We start from the raw sequence: 19161 nt of genomic DNA, 5'->3' as shown, positions 1-19161 counted from the left end.
TTAATGAATAAGCCTCTTTTAGTAAATTAATTTTCTTGTACATAGTTTATCTAGCTAATCCTTTTACAACTAATAAGATACTTCCTTCATTATTACTATTGGCATCTGTTCCTGCACCATCAGGGTTCAAGAAGTTGTCACTTTTCCAAGAATGTGCTTGTTGAATCAATAAAAAAGTATTTGGCTCGTTGATGATATCAGAGATATCTATCATTCCTGTAAGTTCCCATTTTCCCCAACGATCGTCAAAACTTGCATATCCGTTATCTACAGCTTCTACAGTTCGGTGTGCTGATTCTAAAACAACTTTTAACGCTCCTGTATTTAAGTCATATTGGTACAAATATGCGTCGTGTTGTTTTACCATATCATCTACATATCCGTTTGGATCTTCTTGAATGTATGCATAGTTTTCAGTTACTAAGATATTGTCTGGACTGTGAAATGTTTTGGCTTTTCCGGCTAAATCATCTCCGTTAAGTACTAAAGTAAGTTTTCCTACTAATGGATTATTTTCATCTAAAACTAACTTGTAAGTACGTCCATATTTTGTGCGAGTATCAGCGTTAGAGCTGTGTCCTGTTGCGTTAAAATAGATTTCTCGGTATGCTGCTTCTGAGCCTTTTCTGTAGTCAATATCTTCTACACGGTTAAAAGCCATTACACCTTTTGAAATACTTTCTGCGTTTAATTCGTTGTAGGTTGTTTGTTCTAATTGAACGAATTCAACATTGTATTCTGTTCCAGTTATTAAGTCATTATCAGTAATAGTGCCATCACCAACTTTCATTCCGTATAAATTTCCTCCGTGTAAATCACCTACAGTATTTGAAACGTACATTGCCAATTGTCCTCCAGCGTCTCCGCGGCTGTCATCGCCAATCATAACAATTGTTTTTCCCGAAAATGCGTCTTTGTGTAATGGAACTGCATTTTCAATGGTCCATTGTCCCATAGCAGGCAAAACTTCTGCAACGCTTGCATCAGCTGCAGATTTGTAAGGATCTACCATAAAAACGTTGTTTGTTGGCATTGCTCCCCATTCGCCACCACTTAGATAAACAGGTCCAAAACCGTGTTCTTCGGGAGTAACTAAACTTCCTGAACATTGTGCAGTGTTTCCTGTTGCTTCTGAGTTTACAATGTATTCTCCTTTTATTGGCTTAAATGTAGCATCTAGCGTAATACGCGCAATAGAATAATCTGCTTCTATATTGTTGATAAGTGTAAATGTACCGTCGTTGTTTCTTAAGAGTCCACAACCATCAGCCATACTTCCATAAACAAAGTTTGGCGATTCTGATAAAGTATCTTCAGAACTTAGAATGCTGTATATTTTAAGGTCACTAAACTCTGATTGCTTTGTCACAAAAGCAGGAGTTGTGGAATGATTTTTAAGTTCAATTACAGAATTGTTGTCTCCAGAAATGTTTACGGCATTATTGTCATCACTGTCACACGATATGAAGGAAAGGAATCCTGTTAATGCTAAGATTTTAGAAATAGTTTTCATCGATTTGTTAGTTTGCGATTTTTTAGTTGCACAAAACTATCGATGTCGTGTTAGGCAATATTTAGCAGAATATTTTTTTATGTTTACCTGTATATTAAGTTAACGTTTCGAGTTTAAGTTTATATAAAATCGAAATATGAGTATTTGAAAAGTCATAGAATATTTTACTTTATAGTCAAAAAAATGTCAATCAAAGTATGCGCAGTACTATTGATAATATTTTTATGAAGTTAGTACAACAAAAACAGAACCAATATGAACATAGTTGTTTAGCAGTTTTCTACTTCAATTCCAGACAAGAAATAACAGTAAAGAACGGTATTTGAGAAAGCAATTCAATATTCAGTATTCATAAGTTGAATATTAATCAGCTACAATATGTCCGTCGCGCATTTCAATAGTTCTATCTGCCATGTCTGCGAGTTCTTTGTTGTGTGTTACGATGACAAAGGTTTGTCCGAATTCGTCGCGAAGTTTAAAAAATAGGTTGTGTAGATTTTCTGCGGATTCAGAATCTAAATTTCCACTCGGTTCATCGGCAAAAATAATCGCAGGTTTGTTCATCAATGCTCTTGCAACGGCGACACGTTGTTGTTCTCCACCAGAAAGTTCATTTGGTTTATGATGGTAGCGATGTGATAAGCCTAAGAAATCGAGTAATTCTTTTGCTCTTTTTTCGGCTTCAGCTTTGTTTTTATGTTGAATAAACGCAGGAATGCAAACATTTTCCATGGCTGTAAATTCAGGAAGTAATTGATGAAACTGGAAAATAAATCCGATGTGATCGTTACGAAACTTTGCGAGTTGTTTTTCAGAAAGTCGTTCTACTTTGGTATCATTAATACTTAACGAACTACTTTCATAAGGAGTCATTTTGTCTAACGTACCCAATATTTGTAGCAAGGTTGTTTTTCCTGCACCAGAAGCTCCAATAATAGAAACAATCTCTCCTTTATTGATGGTCAAATTAATGCCTTTCAAGACTTCTAAATCTCCGTAATGTTTGCGTATATTTTTAGCTGTAATCATTCAATTTCTATAAAAAACACCAAGGTACTACATAAAGATGTGATGCACAATTATGAATTGATATTCCTGTTTCTTTTTTTGCTTCTAAAAATATTTTTCACATTGTTATAGTCGATAAAATATACCATTCGAACAGAAAGTGTATGATTGATTGGTTCTTCAAAAAGTCGGTTTAAACTATTAAAATAAGTTGCTGTAGAAGCTGCTGTTTGGTTAAAAATTTGATTTCGATATAATGCTGTCAAAAAGCTACCAGGTCCAAATTGCCATGTGTAACTAAAATCTAAATTCCATGTGCTAAAATTGACATTAGAATCACCCAATCCTAAATTTTCAAAGGTATTTAAAGATTGTTCCAAACGACCATTTTCCTGCAAAAAATATGGTGTATCATCATAATCTACTGTTGTCCAATAATGTCTAAATGTTAAGTTTAAAGTATTGAACGCATTAAAACTATAATTGGCAGAAAGACGATTAACAAATTCGATCTGATCGCGTTGTCCAAAAACAATTTCATTCGCCAAGCCATTGGAATTATTAGCATAACCACGACGGTTATTTTCTACATTTAGTGATGAATTAAATACAACAATACACTTCTCGTTTACACGTACTCTAGGCTCAAAGCGAATTCGATATCTTGTATATCCTTGATTGTCTTCAAAGAATGTAGAAAAATTTGCATTCAAATCTAAAGCAAAAGTTTTGTTATAATCTGTAGAAATAAATCCGCCTACATTAAATTGATTTTCAATGGTAAAAAAGCGTTTATTATCAAAATCGCGTGGTTCAAAATAATCAAACTGTTTTCCAGGAGCTAAGAACGCATCGACACCAAATGCCATCAAACTTTCTTTTAGGACTCCAAAAACATTTACACCAAAATTTACTTCTGTAAAAACACTCGGATCGTACAAACGGCGGTAATTGACAAAAGTATTTACTCTAAATTGATTCAATTTCTTTGTCGGTTCAAAAATTTGATAAGAAGCATCTGCTCCGAAGTTGTTAAAATTATTTCTAAAGTTCAATCCCAAATCGTTAATATCAAATTTTGTATTGGAAAAACTGTGGTCAAAACTATACCTAAATTTTCCACTGATCTTACGAATGGCAAAGAAAGAATTCAAACCAGTTTCCGTTCCTGTGGTTAAATTTCGATTGCTCATTTTAAACTGCGCATCAATATTCATCGTGTTCTTTTTGTTAACGATATCTGCCACTAACGCAGTCACATTGGCGTCTCTAAAACCGCTTCCATCTCTTGTAACATTCGTATTTATCAAACTGATGGATGAATTTTGATTGAATTGCTGATCGACCACCATAATATTATAATTGGTCAATGGTTCTACGACTTCTTTGCGAAATTCGCCAGTATCATTGTTACGAATTGTTGCTTTTGTTTTTTCTGTAATTGCATTAAAAAAACCAATTCCCAAACCGTTTTTAGTTCTTCCAGAAACTTTTACGGCGTTGATTAACTTTACTTCATCAGGAAAATCAGTAACTTCTTCATTGTCGGCAACGTTTACGCTTCCTGACGGACTATTTCCAATACGACGCGAAAAGAATAAATTTCCTTTATTAAACAAATCGACACCTTCAGTAAAAAACTGCCGTTGCTCGGAAAATGTTTGTTCAAAAGGACCTAAATTTAACTGTAGATTGTCAAATCCAGCTTGACTGAAATCGGGCACTAAAGTCGCATCAAGCGTGAAATTTTCTGTAATTCCATACTTTACGTCCATTCCAAAATTATACTCATCCGTTGTTTCGCCATCGCGATTGCGAATTACGGTCGAAGCAAACGGATACAAAATCAATCGTGTTGGCGGGTGTATATTTTTTAAACCTTTCATTTCTCCGGCGTATAAACCGATATAGCCTTTTGTCGGATCGAATGCATTCCAAGTATATTGTTTTCTTGTTTTTCGAAATTGTCTGTGAAATTGAATTCCCCAAGTTGGCACTTCTTGATTGGTAAAACGAAGTGTTCTGTATGGAATTTTCACTTCAACAATCCAGCCATCATTCACAACTTTAGCAGCATTTTGCCAAACGGCATTCCAACTATAATCTTCTCCAACAGAAGGATTCGCAATAGCATCTGCTTGATTTCCATTAGGGAATACTACAAAATATGTGTCGTTCTGTCCATCATTGTTCGGATTGATGGCAATGATAAAAAAATCGTTAATTCCAAAATTATCGCGACTTGTAAACTGTCGCATAATATTTTCAGGTTTGTCTCGAAGATAAGCAGACACGTAAATGGCTTCATCATCATACACCATTTTTACTTCTGTTTTTTGATAATCGGGTAATGTATTTCCAATTGAAGGACGAAACTGTATAAAATTGGTGGCTATTTCGGCATCTTTCCAAACGTCATCATCTAAAATACCATCAATTTTTGGTGGAGTTTCTGTACGTTTTATATGATATGTTTTTTTGGGAATACTATCCTGCGCAAACGAATGTAGTGCAAAAGAAAAGAATAGTACGAATACTAGAAAGCGGCTCATTTAAGATACAGTTTTTTGGTTGATGGTGTCTTAAAGATCAGGGAAAATTCATTTTGTTACAGTAAGACTCCGCAAAACTAGGTGCATGACGGACTTATTTATCCTAAAAAAAAGTTAAATCTTACTTAAAATTTTTAACAAATACGGGATTTTAACACCGTTTCCATGAAGTTTTTTTGAGTATCTTTATCACCTTTTAAAATGTAATCAGAGAATCATGCCATACAGAAAATTAGAAGAATATAATATTGAAGTGACGAATGAAGTAAAAGATCGCTACAAAGCTATCATTGAGGAACTTGGCGAAGATACTACGCGTGAAGGTTTGTTAAAAACGCCAGAACGCGCCGCAAAAGCAATGCAATTTTTAACGCAAGGTTATGATATGGATCCTGCCGAAATTTTAAAAGGCGCCATGTTTGCCGAAGATTACAACGAAATGGTCATTGTAAAAGATATTGAATTGTATTCATTGTGTGAGCATCATATTTTACCGTTTTTTGGGAAAGCACATATTGCGTATATTCCCAACGGACATATTGTCGGATTGAGCAAATTACCGCGAATTGTAGATGTTTTTTCGAGAAGATTGCAAGTGCAAGAACGATTGACGCACGATATCCTAGAATGTATCAACAATACACTAAAACCCAAAGGTGTTGCCGTTGTGATTGAAGCTTCTCACATGTGTATGATGATGCGTGGTGTGCAAAAACAAAATTCTGTAACCACAACTTCTGGATTTAGAGGTGCGTTTGAAACGATAGAAACGAGAACGGAATTTTTAAAACTCATCAGTTCAAGTTTATCTTAAAAAACACTGCTTGAAAATATACAAATACATACTATTACTTCTTTTCTTTTGGAATACTGCCGTATTTGGACAAGAAACATTTGCTGACTGGACAGCTTTTGAAACTGCTTTTGTGAAAGATTTCAAGCGTTTGCACATTAATGAATTACAAATTTCTTATCGAGATAATCTAGAACTTATACAAAGTGAGCGTAATATTAAGAAGCAAGAAAAAATGTTTCTAACATATAAAAAAGCGTTGAAAACCTTTGATCGTGAGACGTTGACAAAAAATCAACAGTTAGATTATGCGTTGGTTTTATATGAAATAAACTTACACTTAGAACGTATTTCGCTTGAAAAAAAGTGGTTGACAGTAAAACCGAGAAGAATTCCTACCGAAGGTTTGCAACACGTTCCTATGGGGAAAGAATGGTATGTGTATTTCTTGAAAAAATGGGTTGATGCCTCTGTAACTCCAGATGCGTTATTTCAATTTGGATTATCGGAAATTAATCGTGCGAAAAAGGCGATGAACGCTATTGAAGAAGCTTCTGGTCTAGATAGTTTACAATATCAACACTATATAAATAGCAATCGTTTTTTCTACAATAATGTAACTACAATTCAGCAGAGTTTTGAAAACTTTAAAAAAGAAATTTTATCCAATCTAATCGATGCTTTTCCAAAAGTAGCTGAACTTCCCGATGTTCATATTAAACAAGGAAAAAATGAAGCGTACGCGCAAGTTCCTGCGTATTATGCAGAATTACGCAATACGTTTTATTATAATTTTTTTGATAAACCTTTTAATAAACGACAAGTGGCTTGGATTTATTTTCACGAAGCAGTTCCGGGACATCATTATCAAATAAAATTTGAAGAAACTTTAGAAAAATCTGAAATCAAGAAATTGTTCTCATACAACGGTTATCGCGAAGGTTGGGCAGCGTATGTAGAAGAACTTATTTACGAATTTGCGACAAATACGACCAAATATGATGAGCTTGGAAAGTGGGAATGGGATATTATTCGTTCGGTTCGAGTTGCTATGGATGTTGGTTTAAATTATTACGATTGGAGCGACGAAAAAGCGTTAGAATTCTGGCAAGAACACATTAAAGGTCAGGATGAAATTGCTTTGCGCGAAATCAATCGTATGAAAAATTGGCCAGCGCAAGTCATTACTTATAAGTATGGCGCAAATCAGATTTTACAATGGAAAGCGGATATTGATGCTATTTTGCCCAAAGACAAGCCATTTCCTTGGTTGTCGTTTCACACAAAAATTTTAGAAAATGGAGCATTGCCGTTTTCAGTGATGGATGCTGAGGTTTTTGGGAATTAGGTTTTGGATTTGCTTTGCTCTTAGATACTAGATCGGCTTCGCCTTTTAGATCGCTATCGCTTTTAGATGTTAGATCTTTGCTATTATATTATAAACTTATTTGCATATGTTTTTGCGAGAAGCATAGCGACGTGGCAATCTGTTGGTGAAAAAACCAAATTTTTATTCGCTTTTCTCAATTCAAGAATTTAAAATTTAATGCTAAATGTTAAGTTTTGAATGTTAAATACGTTGTCTAAGACAAATTTGAAACTAATTGATATATTTTCAAATTACCACATTAAAATTTAAGTATCTCTGTCGCTCAAAGTATATTCGTATTTTAGTTTGAATTTCCAATTACTCTTAGAACTTGGCTAATACCTAATTCCCAAAAGCTAATGCCTATTTTTTCGCTTCGCTCAATTAAAACATTCAAAAAATCAAGGTTGTTTCGATTTTAAGTTGTGATATATAAAGAAGAATGTTTTTTTGTAAATAAACTTATTGCTTTCAAATCTTCATTTATAAAGTACGACTTTGGAAACTTTACTTTTTGATATTTATCTCGCTGACTTGATAACCATAACGTGTTTGCGAGTAGTTTTTCTCTTGAAATAACAACTGCAAATCATACCGTTAAATTTATTAGGTTTGTAGCAATGAAGTTTCTCAATTGCATATTTATACTTTTTTTAGGTTTCGGAGTGTTTTCTTTTGCGCAAAACGATGCAAAAAGCACATTTGTGACTTCAGATGGAGTTTCTTCTGAAAATTACCGATCCATAACATTTAACGGTGTTTGGAGTTGGTTTTCCGATCCGAGAGCTGTATATTTTGAAGGAAAACATAGACGTACTTACGCAGGTTGGATCGACAATTACGGCGATGTTCATGTCGGTTTTTACGATCATAAAACCCAAAAAGTTGCCTCCACAGTAATCTATGACAATTTAGAAATTGACGATCACGATAATCCTTCTATCATTTTTGATGCAGATGGAAGATTGCTCGTGTTTTTCAATACACATTTGCAAGACGATCGTCCTTTATTTATGCGAACTTCCACAAATCCTGAAGATATCAGCGATTGGTCTCCCATGAAAGAATTGTATTTGAATGATACAGAGAAGTATAGTGATTCAGAGATAAATCGGCATACCTATACCAATCCTGTTCGCTTGTCAAAAGAAAACGGAAAACTGTATATTTTTTGGCGTGGAATCGATTTGAAACCTTCCTATTCCGTTTCTACAGATAACGGAAAAACATGGTCAAAAGGTGAAATTTTATTCATTCCGAAAGAAGAAAACGAACTTAAAGCGCCGTATACAAAAGTATATTCTGATGGAAATTCTAAAATACATTTTACATTTACAGACGGTCATCCAACCAAAGAAAAAAAGAACGGATTGTATTATATGTATTATGAAAATGGTGCATTTTATAAAGCAAACGGACAAAAGATCAAAGAAGTTTCGAAATTGCCAATTTTACAAGAAGAATTGGACGTCATTTTTGAATCTGAAACCATTAAGTCGTGGAATTGGGATATTGCTGAAGATGAAAACGGAAATCCGATAGTAACGTATGTAAAATTTCCTAAGAACGATCAACATGTGTATTCGTATGCGATTTTTAGAAATGATGTTTGGCAGAGTTTTGATTTGATTACCGTAAACGGATGGTTTCCTGAAACACGAGCCAAAACCCAAGAACCAGAACCGCATTATGCTGGAGGAATAACGATCGATCATGAATCTCCAAATACAGTTTATTTGTCTGTAAAGCGCGATACTATTTTCGAGATAGAGCAGTGGACGACGAATGATTTTGGGGAATCGTGGAAGGTGAAATCCATCACTAAAAATTCAACTAAAAATAACGTACGACCTGTTTCAGTTCGTGGTGCAGAAAAGGGAAATCCGTTGCAAGTTTTGTGGTTACAGAATACAAAGTATATTTATTATGCGCATGATACACACGGAAAAACGGAAGCTATCGATTTTAAAGATCGCTATCATACTGCTGTAAAGATGAATTTGTTGAAACCTCAAGTTGATGCGACTGTGACGATTAAAAATTGCACAAAATTTTTACGAGAAATAGCAGAATCACTTTTAGAAAATCCTGATGATGTTATGTCAAAAAACGAATGGTATGCATGTCTAGCATATCAGGGACTGAATGCTTTTTGTGATGTTACCAATGAAACACGTTACAAAAATGAATTGCGCAACATGGAACAATATCAATTGGATGAAACGGAAGATCTTGACGAAGAAGTGATCGATATTTATTATATGATTTGGTCACATACGACACCTAAGAATAGAAAATATCTTCAACGAATTGAAACAGTTAATTCTAAAGATTTTGAGAATAGAGGTATGATTTTACCTATTGCCACTTGGATGTACGCTATTCGAAATTACAAAACACATATTGCTGAGATTGATACGCTTAGAAAAGACTTCCCAAAAGTGGTTAACTTATTGTTAAATGAAATCAAAGATGATTCATTTTTAGAGGTTCATCCAAGAGAAGCATCATTAATTACTTATATTCTTGCTGCGGGAATTAATGATAACTTGATTGATACAAAACACTCCGAAACCGTTTTGAAAATTTGGCAACAGTTACAAGAAAATTGGTTGTCTAGAGATTTTAAGTTAGATTGGACAGAATCTACCAAAGGTGCTGTTCTATTAGCAGGAAAAGAAGTATTGGAAATCATCAACACAAAGAATTGACTTTTATGACTGCATCATGTATACTGCATGAATGTCATGAAAAAATCTTGGCATTTTTATTGCTTAATGTACTGTAGAATAATTAATACAATACATGACAAGAAAGAAAAAAGATAATAAATTTTTAAAATTAGCATTAGGTGTTGTTTTTGACCTCATTGGTTATGCATCATACGTAATTCCAGGATTTGCAGAATTATCAGATATAATTTGGGCGCCAATTTCCGCTTGGTTAATGACCAAAATGTATAAAGGAAAAGCGGGGAAAATAGGAGCCGTAATTACCTTTGTAGAGGAAGCATTGCCATTTACAGATATTGTTCCATCATTTACGCTGATGTGGTTATATACGTATGTTTTTGCAAAGAAAAAGGACAACGATAAAGAAGATAAAATTATTGATATTACCGATATGCAATAATTAAAAAATCCCTTAACAGCGTTTTGTTAAGGGATTTTTTATAAAATTTAGTTTTTTAAAACTAATGATTAGCAAAAACTATTGTACTGTTACTTGGAAAGTAGCTTCAATATCTGTTTCTCCACCAGCATCAGCCAAACCTGTATTTGGTTTTGTTGGCTCGTGACGTAATGTTACGGTGTACGAACCTGAACTAGCAGCTCCAGTAGTAACATTAAAAGTTGTTCCTAAAATGTTACCATTTCCGTCTAAGTTAAAGTTGTCTGTAGTTACATTTAAACCTCCACCTGTAGTAAAGAAAAGTTGGTGTTCATCATCTTCTTCTTCAACTTCAGTAGTAATATTTTCCGCAGGTGTTTCTGTTTCGTTTAAGAAAACAACAGTTCCAGTGTACGTAGTGTTTGCAGCCAATGTTCCATTAGTAATTACTGGAGCATCTGGACCATCACCATCTAAATCACGTGATTGTAAAGTAACTACGCTTCCTCCACCTGTTGTAGGTGTTAAAGTAACCGTTAACGTTGTGATTACTTCTTCTTCATTTACTGGTGCAGGTGCGTCATCATCATTTGAACATCCTGTGAATACAAGTCCTGTAATTGCGATTGCTGTTAAAATTGAAATTTTAAATTTTTTCATTTTTGAATTTTTAATAAGTAATTTTTAAATTAATTGAAAGGTTTCTACCCAAATCATCTGCATAATAGCGCAAACGGTTTAAGTAATTTCGATAGTTTGTATTGAAAATATTTGTGACTGAAATACCAACATTCAACATGGAATTTTCACCAAGTTTAAAGTCAGCATTCGAGTGTAAATGCAATAAGTGATACGCATCAGGTGGTGTACTTACGTCTACCAGCTCAAACGTATTCGTTTCAGGAATAAAGGCTTCAAAATTGTTATTTGGGAATTCATTTTGTCTAAATGTGTATTCGCTTTGCAATTCAACTCGCAAGTTTTTTAATTCCTTGTTTTGATACACCAAACCATTAGTTGTATTTACGGGTGGCATATCGATTAATGATATATCACGTGTGTTGTCATATCCTTTTACCATTGAAAATTGATGATAAAAATTTAAGTAATCCGTAAAAGTTACTGACGCATCAATGTCAATTCCTGCTAAGGTAGCATTGGTTTGTCGGTATTCCCATACTTGGAAATTTCCACGAATTGTTTGACGTATTTCTGTTGGCTCAATAATCATAAAATCATTGATAAAATTGATATAAGGATTTATTGAAAAGCCAAAGGTAGTTCCTTGTTTTTGTAAGGTGATCGACACCTTGTGTGCAACTTCTGAGTTGAAACGTAAATCTCCTAATTCGATTCGTGAGGCAGAATGGTGCAGACCTTCACTGAACAATTCTGATGGATTCGGAGCGCGCGAAGCCAATGAATAATTCATGAATAATTTATACTTATCATTAAATGTGTATCGTGTCCCCAACGTAGCAGACAGGTTTGAATAGTCTAATTTCGGGTTGGTCAATAGCTGATTATTAAATACTTCCACTACAATTTCAGGAAATAATATATCGTAGTTTCGATCTTCCCAGAAAGAACTTTTATAAAACTTTTGGGCGTCTATATTAAAATAATCGAATCGACCTCCAACTTCGACCAAAAAGTGGTCCGATATTGAATAATCAGCAACACCGTAAATCCCCAAATTGAATCGCTCATAATCGGGAATCAACCTTCTTACACCAGTAGCAGGATCAGCAATATTTTTTTGATATTGTGCCATGATACCAGTTTTCAGGTTAAAAAGGTCGGTATTGTCTGTATCTAAATCCAAACGAATGGTATGTGAGTTTAAGACTAAATCTAATGATGGTCTGTCATCGTCATTACTGCTTCTACGTACATCAAATTCGAGACGTTCGTTCTGCTGTAAATCATATTGGAGCGTAACTTTTCCTAAATTTTTAAAGTTTTTAAATCCACGTACTTTAAATAAATGGTGTGTGACATCCTGTTTTGGAGCGTTGATGTCATACGTAAAATCTCTAATAATTAAAGGAATACCACTATTGATGGCACGCACTTGATCGCTAGCACCACCAATGTGTGATGCACGCAAAATGCCGATCTCATTTTTAAAGAAAGAATAATAGGCTTCTACACCATAATCAAAACGATTGATTCCGATTCTTGCGGAAAGACTTCGTTCAAAGTTTCCTGTATTACTCAATACATAATCAGGAGCTTCATAATCGCCAAAGCGTTTTAAGCTTCCTTGAACAGAGCCATACCAACCGTTTACATAACTTTTGGTAAGCGTAGAAGTAATACTTCCGCCACGACCATTGGTTGCGGCAGTTACATGCGTTTTTCCATAAATGGTATCTTTTACAGGAATTTTAGAAGCTTCTGTAACGATAATTCCACCAACGGCATCACCACTGTATTTGAGTGCACCAGCACCTTTTATAAGAGTGATATTTCCGATTGTATTGACATCGATACTTGGAGCGTGTTCGGCTCCCCATTCTTGATCTTCCATTCGAACACCATTATTCATTACAACAATACGACTGCTGTGAACACCATTTATAATAGGCTTTACGACAGCATTTCCAGTATTGAGCGAAGAAACACCACTTAGTGTATTTAGCACATCTCCCAAAGAAGCATTGCTAAAACGATCTAATTGTTTTTCAGTTATTTTTTGTTCAAAATTGGTCTTCGTCTTGCTTCTATAAATAGAAGCTTGTAATGTGATGGTATTCAATTCTTCTAAGTGATGTTCTAGTTTGAAATTACGTTTCGTATTACTAGAAACTTTCACTTTAACGCCTTGTGTAGTACAATTTGGATGAGATATTTGTATGGAATAGACACCTTCACATAAGTTTGAAAATGTATATATTCCGTTAATATCCGATTCAACTGTCGTTTCTAATCCTGCAATTGTTAGTACAGCGCCAGGAAGGACAGAACCATCATGTAAATCAATAATTTTACCAGATAGTGTATAGTTGCAATCTTTGTTTTGAGCAACCATAGTACTACATAGCAATAACATATATAAATATGTACGCATGTAAATTCTTAAATTAAAAATAAATTTTGTTTGATATTACTCAAGAATACACTGGCGGTGCACGAAGTTGCTTATTTGTAAGCGGTAATGAATAACATAAAGGCGTTGTAGAGCCTAATGTTGTTTTTGAAATAATTGGAGATACTTGCAATTCTGGATAACTCGTAAAGACGAACAAGAAATTAGAATAATTAAAGTCACATAAGTCACAATGTACAATAGCTTCATGAACGTGTTCTGACTGTTCATTACATACAACGTGTTCGTGTTCTTCTAGGAGTTGATGAGAAAATTGTATACAAGAAGGAAGTATCAGTGTTATAAATAACACGGAAGTAATGATAATTTCTTTTATGTTGATTACAATTTTCATAGTTGTTGTCACATTTATACAGTGGCATAAATGATGTTCAATACAAACAAAAGTAATAAAAGGATTATTGTAAAAAAAATTAACTTCTACTTAAATGATAAATTCTAATATAGTAATCATCATTTGTCAGAATTTAAAAGGAAGATTCGCTTATTTAATAATGCGCATGCGTCTGAACATTTTCTTTTCAAATTCCCAAAAGAATTTAAATTGCCCAACAAGCGTTCCGAAGATAATTAACAGTACTTGATAAATTGGTAAGATAATGATGATTCTTAGTATCCAATACAAAGAACCACCCAAAAAACCATCTGGAAATACCGTTCTTGTAAAGCCAATCCATTCCAAAAGTGGTTTGGCAATGCGAACAGAGCTTGTCCCCGTTAGGGCAAACGCAATAAAAATGGCAATCATTTCCCAACGGTAGTCGGTAACCCATTTTCCCTCTAGTTTTTTAAAACACCAAAGAAAGAAACGAAGCATGATATAATAAAATACTGCTACAGCAACTACTACAAGTGCATAATACAGTATTTTATGTTCTTGTCGATCAATAAAAGAACGAATGATATTTTTTGAAAAAAGATACGCCGTGTATAGTAACGCAATGATTCCTAAAAAAGGAAAGATTAGTTGCCAGTTGTTTTTAATTTCCCAACGTTCTTTAAATGCGTTCATGTGTATAATTTTGCGTTGCAAAGATACACAACTTATGTATTATATCCGAACGGGAAAAGCTGCTAGTTGTTGTTTGTATTTTTGTTGAAAAAACACGAAATAATAGTACAATTGGTAATTTACCTCATATCCATAATTTACGTTTGGACGATAGTTAATTTCCTGCTCATACCATTGGCTGTTGTATCGTGAAGGTTGTAATACACGCTGATTCCATTCTGTAACGTACACACGATTTCGTGCTTCCAAGAAGTTTTGCGAGTAATAATTTCTCGGACGCGCATATCCTTGCATCCAAGCGTTAAAACCTGGTTCAAAGATGATGATTTCGTGTTCTAGTTTGTCACTAGCAATACGAATGGTATCAGACATTTTTGTGGTATCGTCTGCTTTTTTGGTCATTGTTTTCTCTTGCCCAGTGCAGGAACAGACGATGATTCCAGCGCAAGCAATTAATAAGAGTACTTTTTTCATAAAAAAATCATTTGATATAAAGATACGGATTTTTCAGAAGTTGGCATCTGTAAAGGAGTGAACTGCAATTATGAGTGCGTGAGGTATGCTTTTGAGTGATTGAAGTATTTTGAAACCTGAGTTCGATTAATATTCAGGATAGTTTTACTACCAAAAAAAGATAGATTTTTAGTAAATTAAAGTGTTGAAATTCAATTTATTAATCTAAAAATCTATCTATGGTTTCTTTTTCTAAAATTACGGAAATATTTTGTATTGTTGATGAATTCTGCAAAGAATATGATCAAATAGTTGATAAATCGCTACTTGGTAATGCTCCCAAACGACCTCCAATAATGTCAAAAAGTGAAATTATTACCATTACAATACTTTTTCATTTAAGTGGTTTTAGAACTTTTAAGCACTTCTATATATTTTATATTCAGAAGCACATGCAGGAAGAATTCCCTAAAACTATATCTTACAACAGATTTGTCGAACAAATGCAAAGTAATTTAATGGCTATGACTTTATTTTTGAAGACTTGTTGTCTTGGTGATTGTACTGGGATTTCTTTTGTGGATTCCACACCTATTAGAGTCTGTAAAAACAAGCGTATCAAACGCAATAAGGTATTTAAAGGAATAGCCAACACTGGAAAGTCTACTATGGGATGGTTTTATGGATTTAAACTTCACATCGTCATAAATGATAAAGGCGAAATCCTAACCTTTACAATTACACAAGCCAGTGAAGATGATAGAACACCACTAAAACAAGAACGATTTTTAGACAAAATATTTGGAAAACTATTTGCTGACAAAGGATATATAGGCAAAGAACTAGCCAAATTACTATTCATTGATGGCGTACAACTGATCACCAATATTAAAAATAATATGAAAAACGCGCTGTTGACAATATCAGATAAAATACTGCTTAGAAAAAGATCCGTAATAGAAACGGTCAACGATGAACTTAAAAATATTTGTCAAGTAGAGCATTCAAGACATAGAAGTTTTGAAAACTTTCTTAGCAATCTAATTGCAGGATTGATAGCTTACAGCTTTTTACCTAAAAAACCACAAATTAGATTTCAGTCAAATAATAGTAATCAAATTTACTTGTTTTAATAATCGAACTCAGGTTTGAAGTTTTTAGAAAAACAAAAAAAGCATCAACTTTCGTCAATGCTTTTAAATTATATATGTTTTGTGGTCAAATTATTTTCCTCCGAAAAGTCCGCCTAGCAATCCGCCAAGTCCGCCGCCACTATTGTTTCCGTTACTGTTATTATCGTTTCCTTTGAATAACATTCCAGCGATATCATCTAAAACGCTTCCGTCATTATCTCCATCTAAAATTGATTCGATAAAGCTTTGTTGTTGCGGTGCTTGTGCAGAACCTCCGCCAAGTAATCCACCAAGTAAATCTCCAAGTCCGTTAGAACTTTGTACATTTTGTTGACGTTTTTGCTTCCCTAACATTCCCATAAGAATTGGAGCTGCAACTTTTAAAATTTCTCCAATTGAAGAAGTATCCATTCCAGATTGCTTACTGATGGCGTTTTCAACATTTTGTCTACGATCACCTAAAACGTGACGTAAAATCCCATCTCCATCTTGCTTTACTTCTTGGTCAACTCCGCCACCAAAAAGGCTTCCTAAGTTATCTAAAATACTTCCGTCGTGTTTATTTTCTAAGGCTCTATTTAATCCTTCTGCACCTTGTGGTGAACTTGCATTTCTTTTCATTGCTCCCATAAGAACAGGCAATGCCATACTTAATACAGACGCAGTTTTGTTTTGATCTTCTCCAACTTCATTACTTACTCCGCCAATGATTTGTCTACCCAAATCACTATTTAATAAATCTAAAATTCCAGACATTTTAAAAATGATATTTATTGTTAATATGAAAACAAGATAGTGATATTCTGTAAGACTCACATGAAGCAGATGTTTTTTTTATGTGAATTGTATGAAATGCAAAAATATCGGATGAAAGGAATTTTTTTACGCTTAAAAACACAAAAAACGCTCGTATGAGCGCTTTTTGAAGTATAATGTGCTGTAAAAATAGTTGTTATTTTTTGAGAATATCACTAATTTGAGAAGCTAATTCGAGTCCAATTCTATCTTGAGCTTCGTCAGTTGCTGCACCAATATGTGGTGTGAGTGATACATAAGGATTCATTAATACTTTGATGGCTGGCGTTGGTTCATTTTCAAAAACATCTAAACCTGCAAAACTTAGTTTTTTAGAATCTAACGCATCAATTAAAGCAACTTCATCAATAATACCACCACGTGCTGCATTGACAATTCCTGCGCCTTTTTTCATAAGCTCAAATTCTTTCTTTCCGATGATGTATTCTTTCTGTGCAGGAACGTGTAACGTGATAAAATCAGCATTTTGTAATACACTTTCCATAGATTCCGTTTCAATTTCGATGTCAATTGCTTGTCCGTTAAAGAAGTCAACCGTAACTGTAGCTTTGTCAATAAATTTATCGGAAGCAATTACGTTCATTCCCAAACCGAGTGCAATTTTTGCAGTTTCACGTCCTATACGACCAAAACCAATGATTCCTAAGGTTTTTCCGCGTAACTCAGTTCCTTTTGCGTAGGCTTTTTTCAAGTCTTTAAAACGAGAATCGCCTTCTAGTGGCATATTTCTGTTCGAATCATGTAAAAAACGAACTCCGTTAAATAGATGACCAAAAACCAATTCTGCTACAGAACTTGATGAAGCTGCTGGCGTATTAATAACGTGAATTCCTTTGTCGCGCGCATATTCCACATCAATATTGTCCATACCAACACCACCGCGACCAATGATTTGTAGACTTTCACAAGCATCAATAATGTCTTTGCGAACTTTGGTGGCACTACGAACTAAAAGTGCTACAATTTTATGTTCATTTATATAATTGATTAATTGTTCTTGGGCAACTTTGGTAGTAATTACTTCAAATCCATCATTTGTTAATGCGTCAATTCCGCTTTGAGAGATTCCGTCGTTTGCTAATATTTTCATTTTTTTTGATTGAAATATTTAATAATTAAAATATTGAAAGATTCATCCAGGAAATATTTATGCTTTTCTTTCTAATTCCTGCAGTACATCTACTAACACTTGTACACTTTCTAATGACAATGCATTGTACATAGAAGCTCTGTAACCACCAACACTTCTGTGTCCGTTAAGTCCATTGATTCCTGCATCATTCCACATTGTATTGAATGTATCAGTCAAAGCTTCATTTGTTAGGGTAAATGTAGCGTTCATGTGACTTCTGTCTTCTGTTGCAACAATTCCGTTAAACAATGGATTTCGATCAATTTCATTATATAATAAAGCTGATTTTTGCTCGTTGATTTTTTCTATAGCCGCAATTCCGCCTAAATTCTTCAACCATTCTAATGTCAACATCGAAACATACACAGGGAAAACCGCTGGCGTATTAAACATACTGTCTTTCCCAATATGTACTTTATAGTCTAACATTGAAGGAATCGTTCTGTTTACTTTCCCTAAAATTTCTTCTTTTACAACTACTAGAGTTGTTCCTGCAGGTCCCATGTTTTTTTGCGCTCCAGCGTAGATTAAATCAAATTTTGAAAAGTCTAGTTGGCGAGAAAATATATCTGAACTCATGTCGCAAACTACAGGTACATTTGTTTCTGGAAAATGTTTTATTTGCGTTCCAAAGATGGTATTGTTACTTGTACAGTGAAAATAATCAGCATCAGAAGGAATGCTATATTCTTTTGGAATGTATGTAAAGTTTTTGTCTTTAGAAGAAGCGACTTCAACAATATCACCAAATAGTTTTGCTTCTTTGATGGCCTTTGTACTCCAAGTTCCTGTGTTTAAATAAGCAGCTTTTGTGTCTAATAAATTGTAAGCAGTTGCAAGAAATTGTGTGCTTGCGCCACCTTGTAAAAAAAGTGCTTTGTAGCCTTTTCCTTCCAAACCAAGTAATTCTAAAGCTAAACTGCGCGCATTTTCCATCACGTTTACAAATGGTTTGCTTCTATGCGATATTTCAATTAAAGAAAGATTGTCATTGTTGAAGTTAAGTACTGCTTCCGAAGCTTTTTGTAATACTTCTTGTGGTAAAATACAAGGTCCTGCGCTAAAATTATGTTTTTTCATCTGTAGGTATTTGTCGTGTGTTGTTTTAATGAATGCAAAGTTGCTAAATTATGAACGAATTGTTGTTATGATATTGC

At 34.1% G+C, this 19161-nt stretch carries 16 protein-coding genes; 5 read left to right on the top strand and 11 right to left on the bottom strand.

Features of this window, described 5'->3' with window-relative positions; translation table 11 throughout:
* Positions 1–46: 46 nt before the first annotated feature.
* The 3 genes from KAOT1_RS07260 to KAOT1_RS07250 all read right to left on the bottom strand — a co-directional run bounded on the left by KAOT1_RS07260 (position 47) and on the right by KAOT1_RS07250 (position 5073).
* The gene (locus tag KAOT1_RS07260; RefSeq protein WP_007094110.1) at positions 47–1513 is read right to left on the bottom strand and encodes a PhoX family protein; all 1467 of its coding nucleotides are present in this window, start codon (positions 1511–1513) and stop codon (positions 47–49) included.
* A gap of 363 nt (positions 1514–1876) precedes the next feature.
* Positions 1877–2542 (bottom strand): ABC transporter ATP-binding protein, encoded by a 666-nt coding sequence (locus tag KAOT1_RS07255; RefSeq protein ID WP_007094109.1) that lies wholly within the window; start codon positions 2540–2542, stop codon positions 1877–1879.
* Positions 2543–2592: 50 nt separating this feature from the next.
* Positions 2593–5073, bottom strand: coding sequence for a DUF5916 domain-containing protein (locus KAOT1_RS07250; RefSeq protein WP_007094108.1), 2481 nt, complete (start codon positions 5071–5073; stop codon positions 2593–2595).
* A 217-nt stretch (positions 5074–5290) separates the two neighbouring features.
* Here KAOT1_RS07250 and folE point away from each other — a divergent pair, with 217 nt between their 5' ends.
* The 4 genes from folE (at position 5291) to KAOT1_RS07230 (ending at position 10367) form a co-directional block, all read left to right on the top strand.
* On the top strand, positions 5291–5887 hold the full coding sequence (gene folE / locus KAOT1_RS07245) for a GTP cyclohydrolase I FolE (RefSeq protein ID WP_007094107.1): 597 nt from the start codon (positions 5291–5293) through the stop codon (positions 5885–5887).
* A gap of 10 nt (positions 5888–5897) precedes the next feature.
* Entirely contained in the window at positions 5898–7214 is a 1317-nt protein-coding gene (locus tag KAOT1_RS07240; protein ID WP_007094106.1) for a DUF885 family protein, read from the top strand.
* 725 nt (positions 7215–7939) lie between these two features.
* A complete protein-coding gene (locus tag KAOT1_RS07235; RefSeq protein WP_162014339.1) occupies positions 7940–9946 on the top strand; it encodes a BNR-4 repeat-containing protein in 2007 nt (668 codons plus the stop codon).
* 94 nt (positions 9947–10040) lie between these two features.
* Complete coding sequence (locus KAOT1_RS07230; RefSeq protein WP_007094104.1) at positions 10041–10367, top strand: hypothetical protein; 327 nt, start codon at positions 10041–10043, stop codon at positions 10365–10367.
* A gap of 78 nt (positions 10368–10445) precedes the next feature.
* Here the strand turns inward: KAOT1_RS07230 and KAOT1_RS07225 are convergent, their stop codons facing one another.
* The 5 genes from KAOT1_RS07225 to KAOT1_RS07205 form a co-directional block, all read right to left on the bottom strand.
* On the bottom strand, positions 10446–11006 hold the full coding sequence (locus KAOT1_RS07225) for a hypothetical protein (RefSeq protein WP_007094103.1): 561 nt from the start codon (positions 11004–11006) through the stop codon (positions 10446–10448).
* 10 nt (positions 11007–11016) lie between these two features.
* Entirely contained in the window at positions 11017–13419 is a 2403-nt protein-coding gene (locus tag KAOT1_RS07220; protein WP_050765225.1) for a TonB-dependent receptor, read from the bottom strand.
* 40 nt (positions 13420–13459) lie between these two features.
* Positions 13460–13792: a hypothetical protein gene (locus KAOT1_RS07215; protein ID WP_007094101.1), complete on the bottom strand. Its 333-nt coding sequence runs from the start codon at positions 13790–13792 to the stop codon at positions 13460–13462.
* 150 nt (positions 13793–13942) lie between these two features.
* Positions 13943–14470, bottom strand: a complete 528-nt coding sequence (locus KAOT1_RS07210) for a DUF6787 family protein (protein ID WP_007094100.1) — start codon at positions 14468–14470, stop codon at positions 13943–13945.
* A gap of 39 nt (positions 14471–14509) precedes the next feature.
* Positions 14510–14944 (bottom strand): DUF6146 family protein, encoded by a 435-nt coding sequence (locus KAOT1_RS07205; protein ID WP_040559403.1) that lies wholly within the window; start codon positions 14942–14944, stop codon positions 14510–14512.
* Positions 14945–15162: 218 nt separating this feature from the next.
* Between KAOT1_RS07205 and KAOT1_RS07200 the strand changes: the two genes are divergently transcribed.
* Positions 15163–16056 (top strand): IS982 family transposase, encoded by an 894-nt coding sequence (locus tag KAOT1_RS07200; protein ID WP_007093529.1) that lies wholly within the window; start codon positions 15163–15165, stop codon positions 16054–16056.
* A 90-nt stretch (positions 16057–16146) separates the two neighbouring features.
* Here KAOT1_RS07200 and KAOT1_RS07195 read toward each other — a convergent pair whose 3' ends face one another.
* The 3 genes from KAOT1_RS07195 to serC form a co-directional block, all read right to left on the bottom strand.
* On the bottom strand, positions 16147–16812 hold the full coding sequence (locus KAOT1_RS07195) for a DUF937 domain-containing protein (protein ID WP_007094098.1): 666 nt from the start codon (positions 16810–16812) through the stop codon (positions 16147–16149).
* Positions 16813–17008: 196 nt separating this feature from the next.
* The gene (locus tag KAOT1_RS07190; protein ID WP_007094097.1) at positions 17009–17962 is read right to left on the bottom strand and encodes a D-2-hydroxyacid dehydrogenase; all 954 of its coding nucleotides are present in this window, start codon (positions 17960–17962) and stop codon (positions 17009–17011) included.
* Positions 17963–18019: 57 nt separating this feature from the next.
* Positions 18020–19084 carry a 3-phosphoserine/phosphohydroxythreonine transaminase gene (gene serC / locus KAOT1_RS07185; RefSeq protein WP_007094096.1) on the bottom strand — a complete coding sequence of 355 codons (1065 nt, stop codon included), beginning with the start codon at positions 19082–19084 and terminating at the stop codon, positions 18020–18022.
* Positions 19085–19161: the final 77 nt, after the last annotated feature.

Origin of the sequence: Kordia algicida OT-1 (assembly GCF_000154725.1) — a bacterium.
Classification (GTDB): Bacteria; Bacteroidota; Bacteroidia; order Flavobacteriales; family Flavobacteriaceae; genus Kordia; species Kordia algicida.
The sequence above is the reverse complement of the archived record's forward strand: the minus strand, read 5'-3'. Positions and strand labels throughout refer to the sequence as shown.

Excerpts from the sequence above, each read along its gene's own strand:
- KAOT1_RS07260 (WP_007094110.1), bottom strand. The coding sequence starts at position 1,513 with ATGAAAACTATTTCTAAAATCTTAGCATTAACAGGATTCCTTTCCTTC.
- KAOT1_RS07255 (WP_007094109.1), bottom strand. The coding sequence starts at position 2,542 with ATGATTACAGCTAAAAATATACGCAAACATTACGGAGATTTAGAAGTC.
- KAOT1_RS07250 (WP_007094108.1), bottom strand. The coding sequence starts at position 5,073 with ATGAGCCGCTTTCTAGTATTCGTACTATTCTTTTCTTTTGCACTACAT.
- folE (WP_007094107.1), top strand. The coding sequence starts at position 5,291 with ATGCCATACAGAAAATTAGAAGAATATAATATTGAAGTGACGAATGAA.
- KAOT1_RS07230 (WP_007094104.1), top strand. The coding sequence starts at position 10,041 with ATGACAAGAAAGAAAAAAGATAATAAATTTTTAAAATTAGCATTAGGT.
- KAOT1_RS07225 (WP_007094103.1), bottom strand. The coding sequence starts at position 11,006 with ATGAAAAAATTTAAAATTTCAATTTTAACAGCAATCGCAATTACAGGA.
- KAOT1_RS07220 (WP_050765225.1), bottom strand. The coding sequence starts at position 13,419 with ATGCGTACATATTTATATATGTTATTGCTATGTAGTACTATGGTTGCT.
- KAOT1_RS07215 (WP_007094101.1), bottom strand. The coding sequence starts at position 13,792 with ATGAAAATTGTAATCAACATAAAAGAAATTATCATTACTTCCGTGTTA.
- KAOT1_RS07210 (WP_007094100.1), bottom strand. The coding sequence starts at position 14,470 with ATGAACGCATTTAAAGAACGTTGGGAAATTAAAAACAACTGGCAACTA.
- KAOT1_RS07205 (WP_040559403.1), bottom strand. The coding sequence starts at position 14,944 with ATGAAAAAAGTACTCTTATTAATTGCTTGCGCTGGAATCATCGTCTGT.
- KAOT1_RS07200 (WP_007093529.1), top strand. The coding sequence starts at position 15,163 with ATGGTTTCTTTTTCTAAAATTACGGAAATATTTTGTATTGTTGATGAA.
- KAOT1_RS07195 (WP_007094098.1), bottom strand. The coding sequence starts at position 16,812 with ATGTCTGGAATTTTAGATTTATTAAATAGTGATTTGGGTAGACAAATC.
- KAOT1_RS07190 (WP_007094097.1), bottom strand. The coding sequence starts at position 17,962 with ATGAAAATATTAGCAAACGACGGAATCTCTCAAAGCGGAATTGACGCA.
- serC (WP_007094096.1), bottom strand. The coding sequence starts at position 19,084 with ATGAAAAAACATAATTTTAGCGCAGGACCTTGTATTTTACCACAAGAA.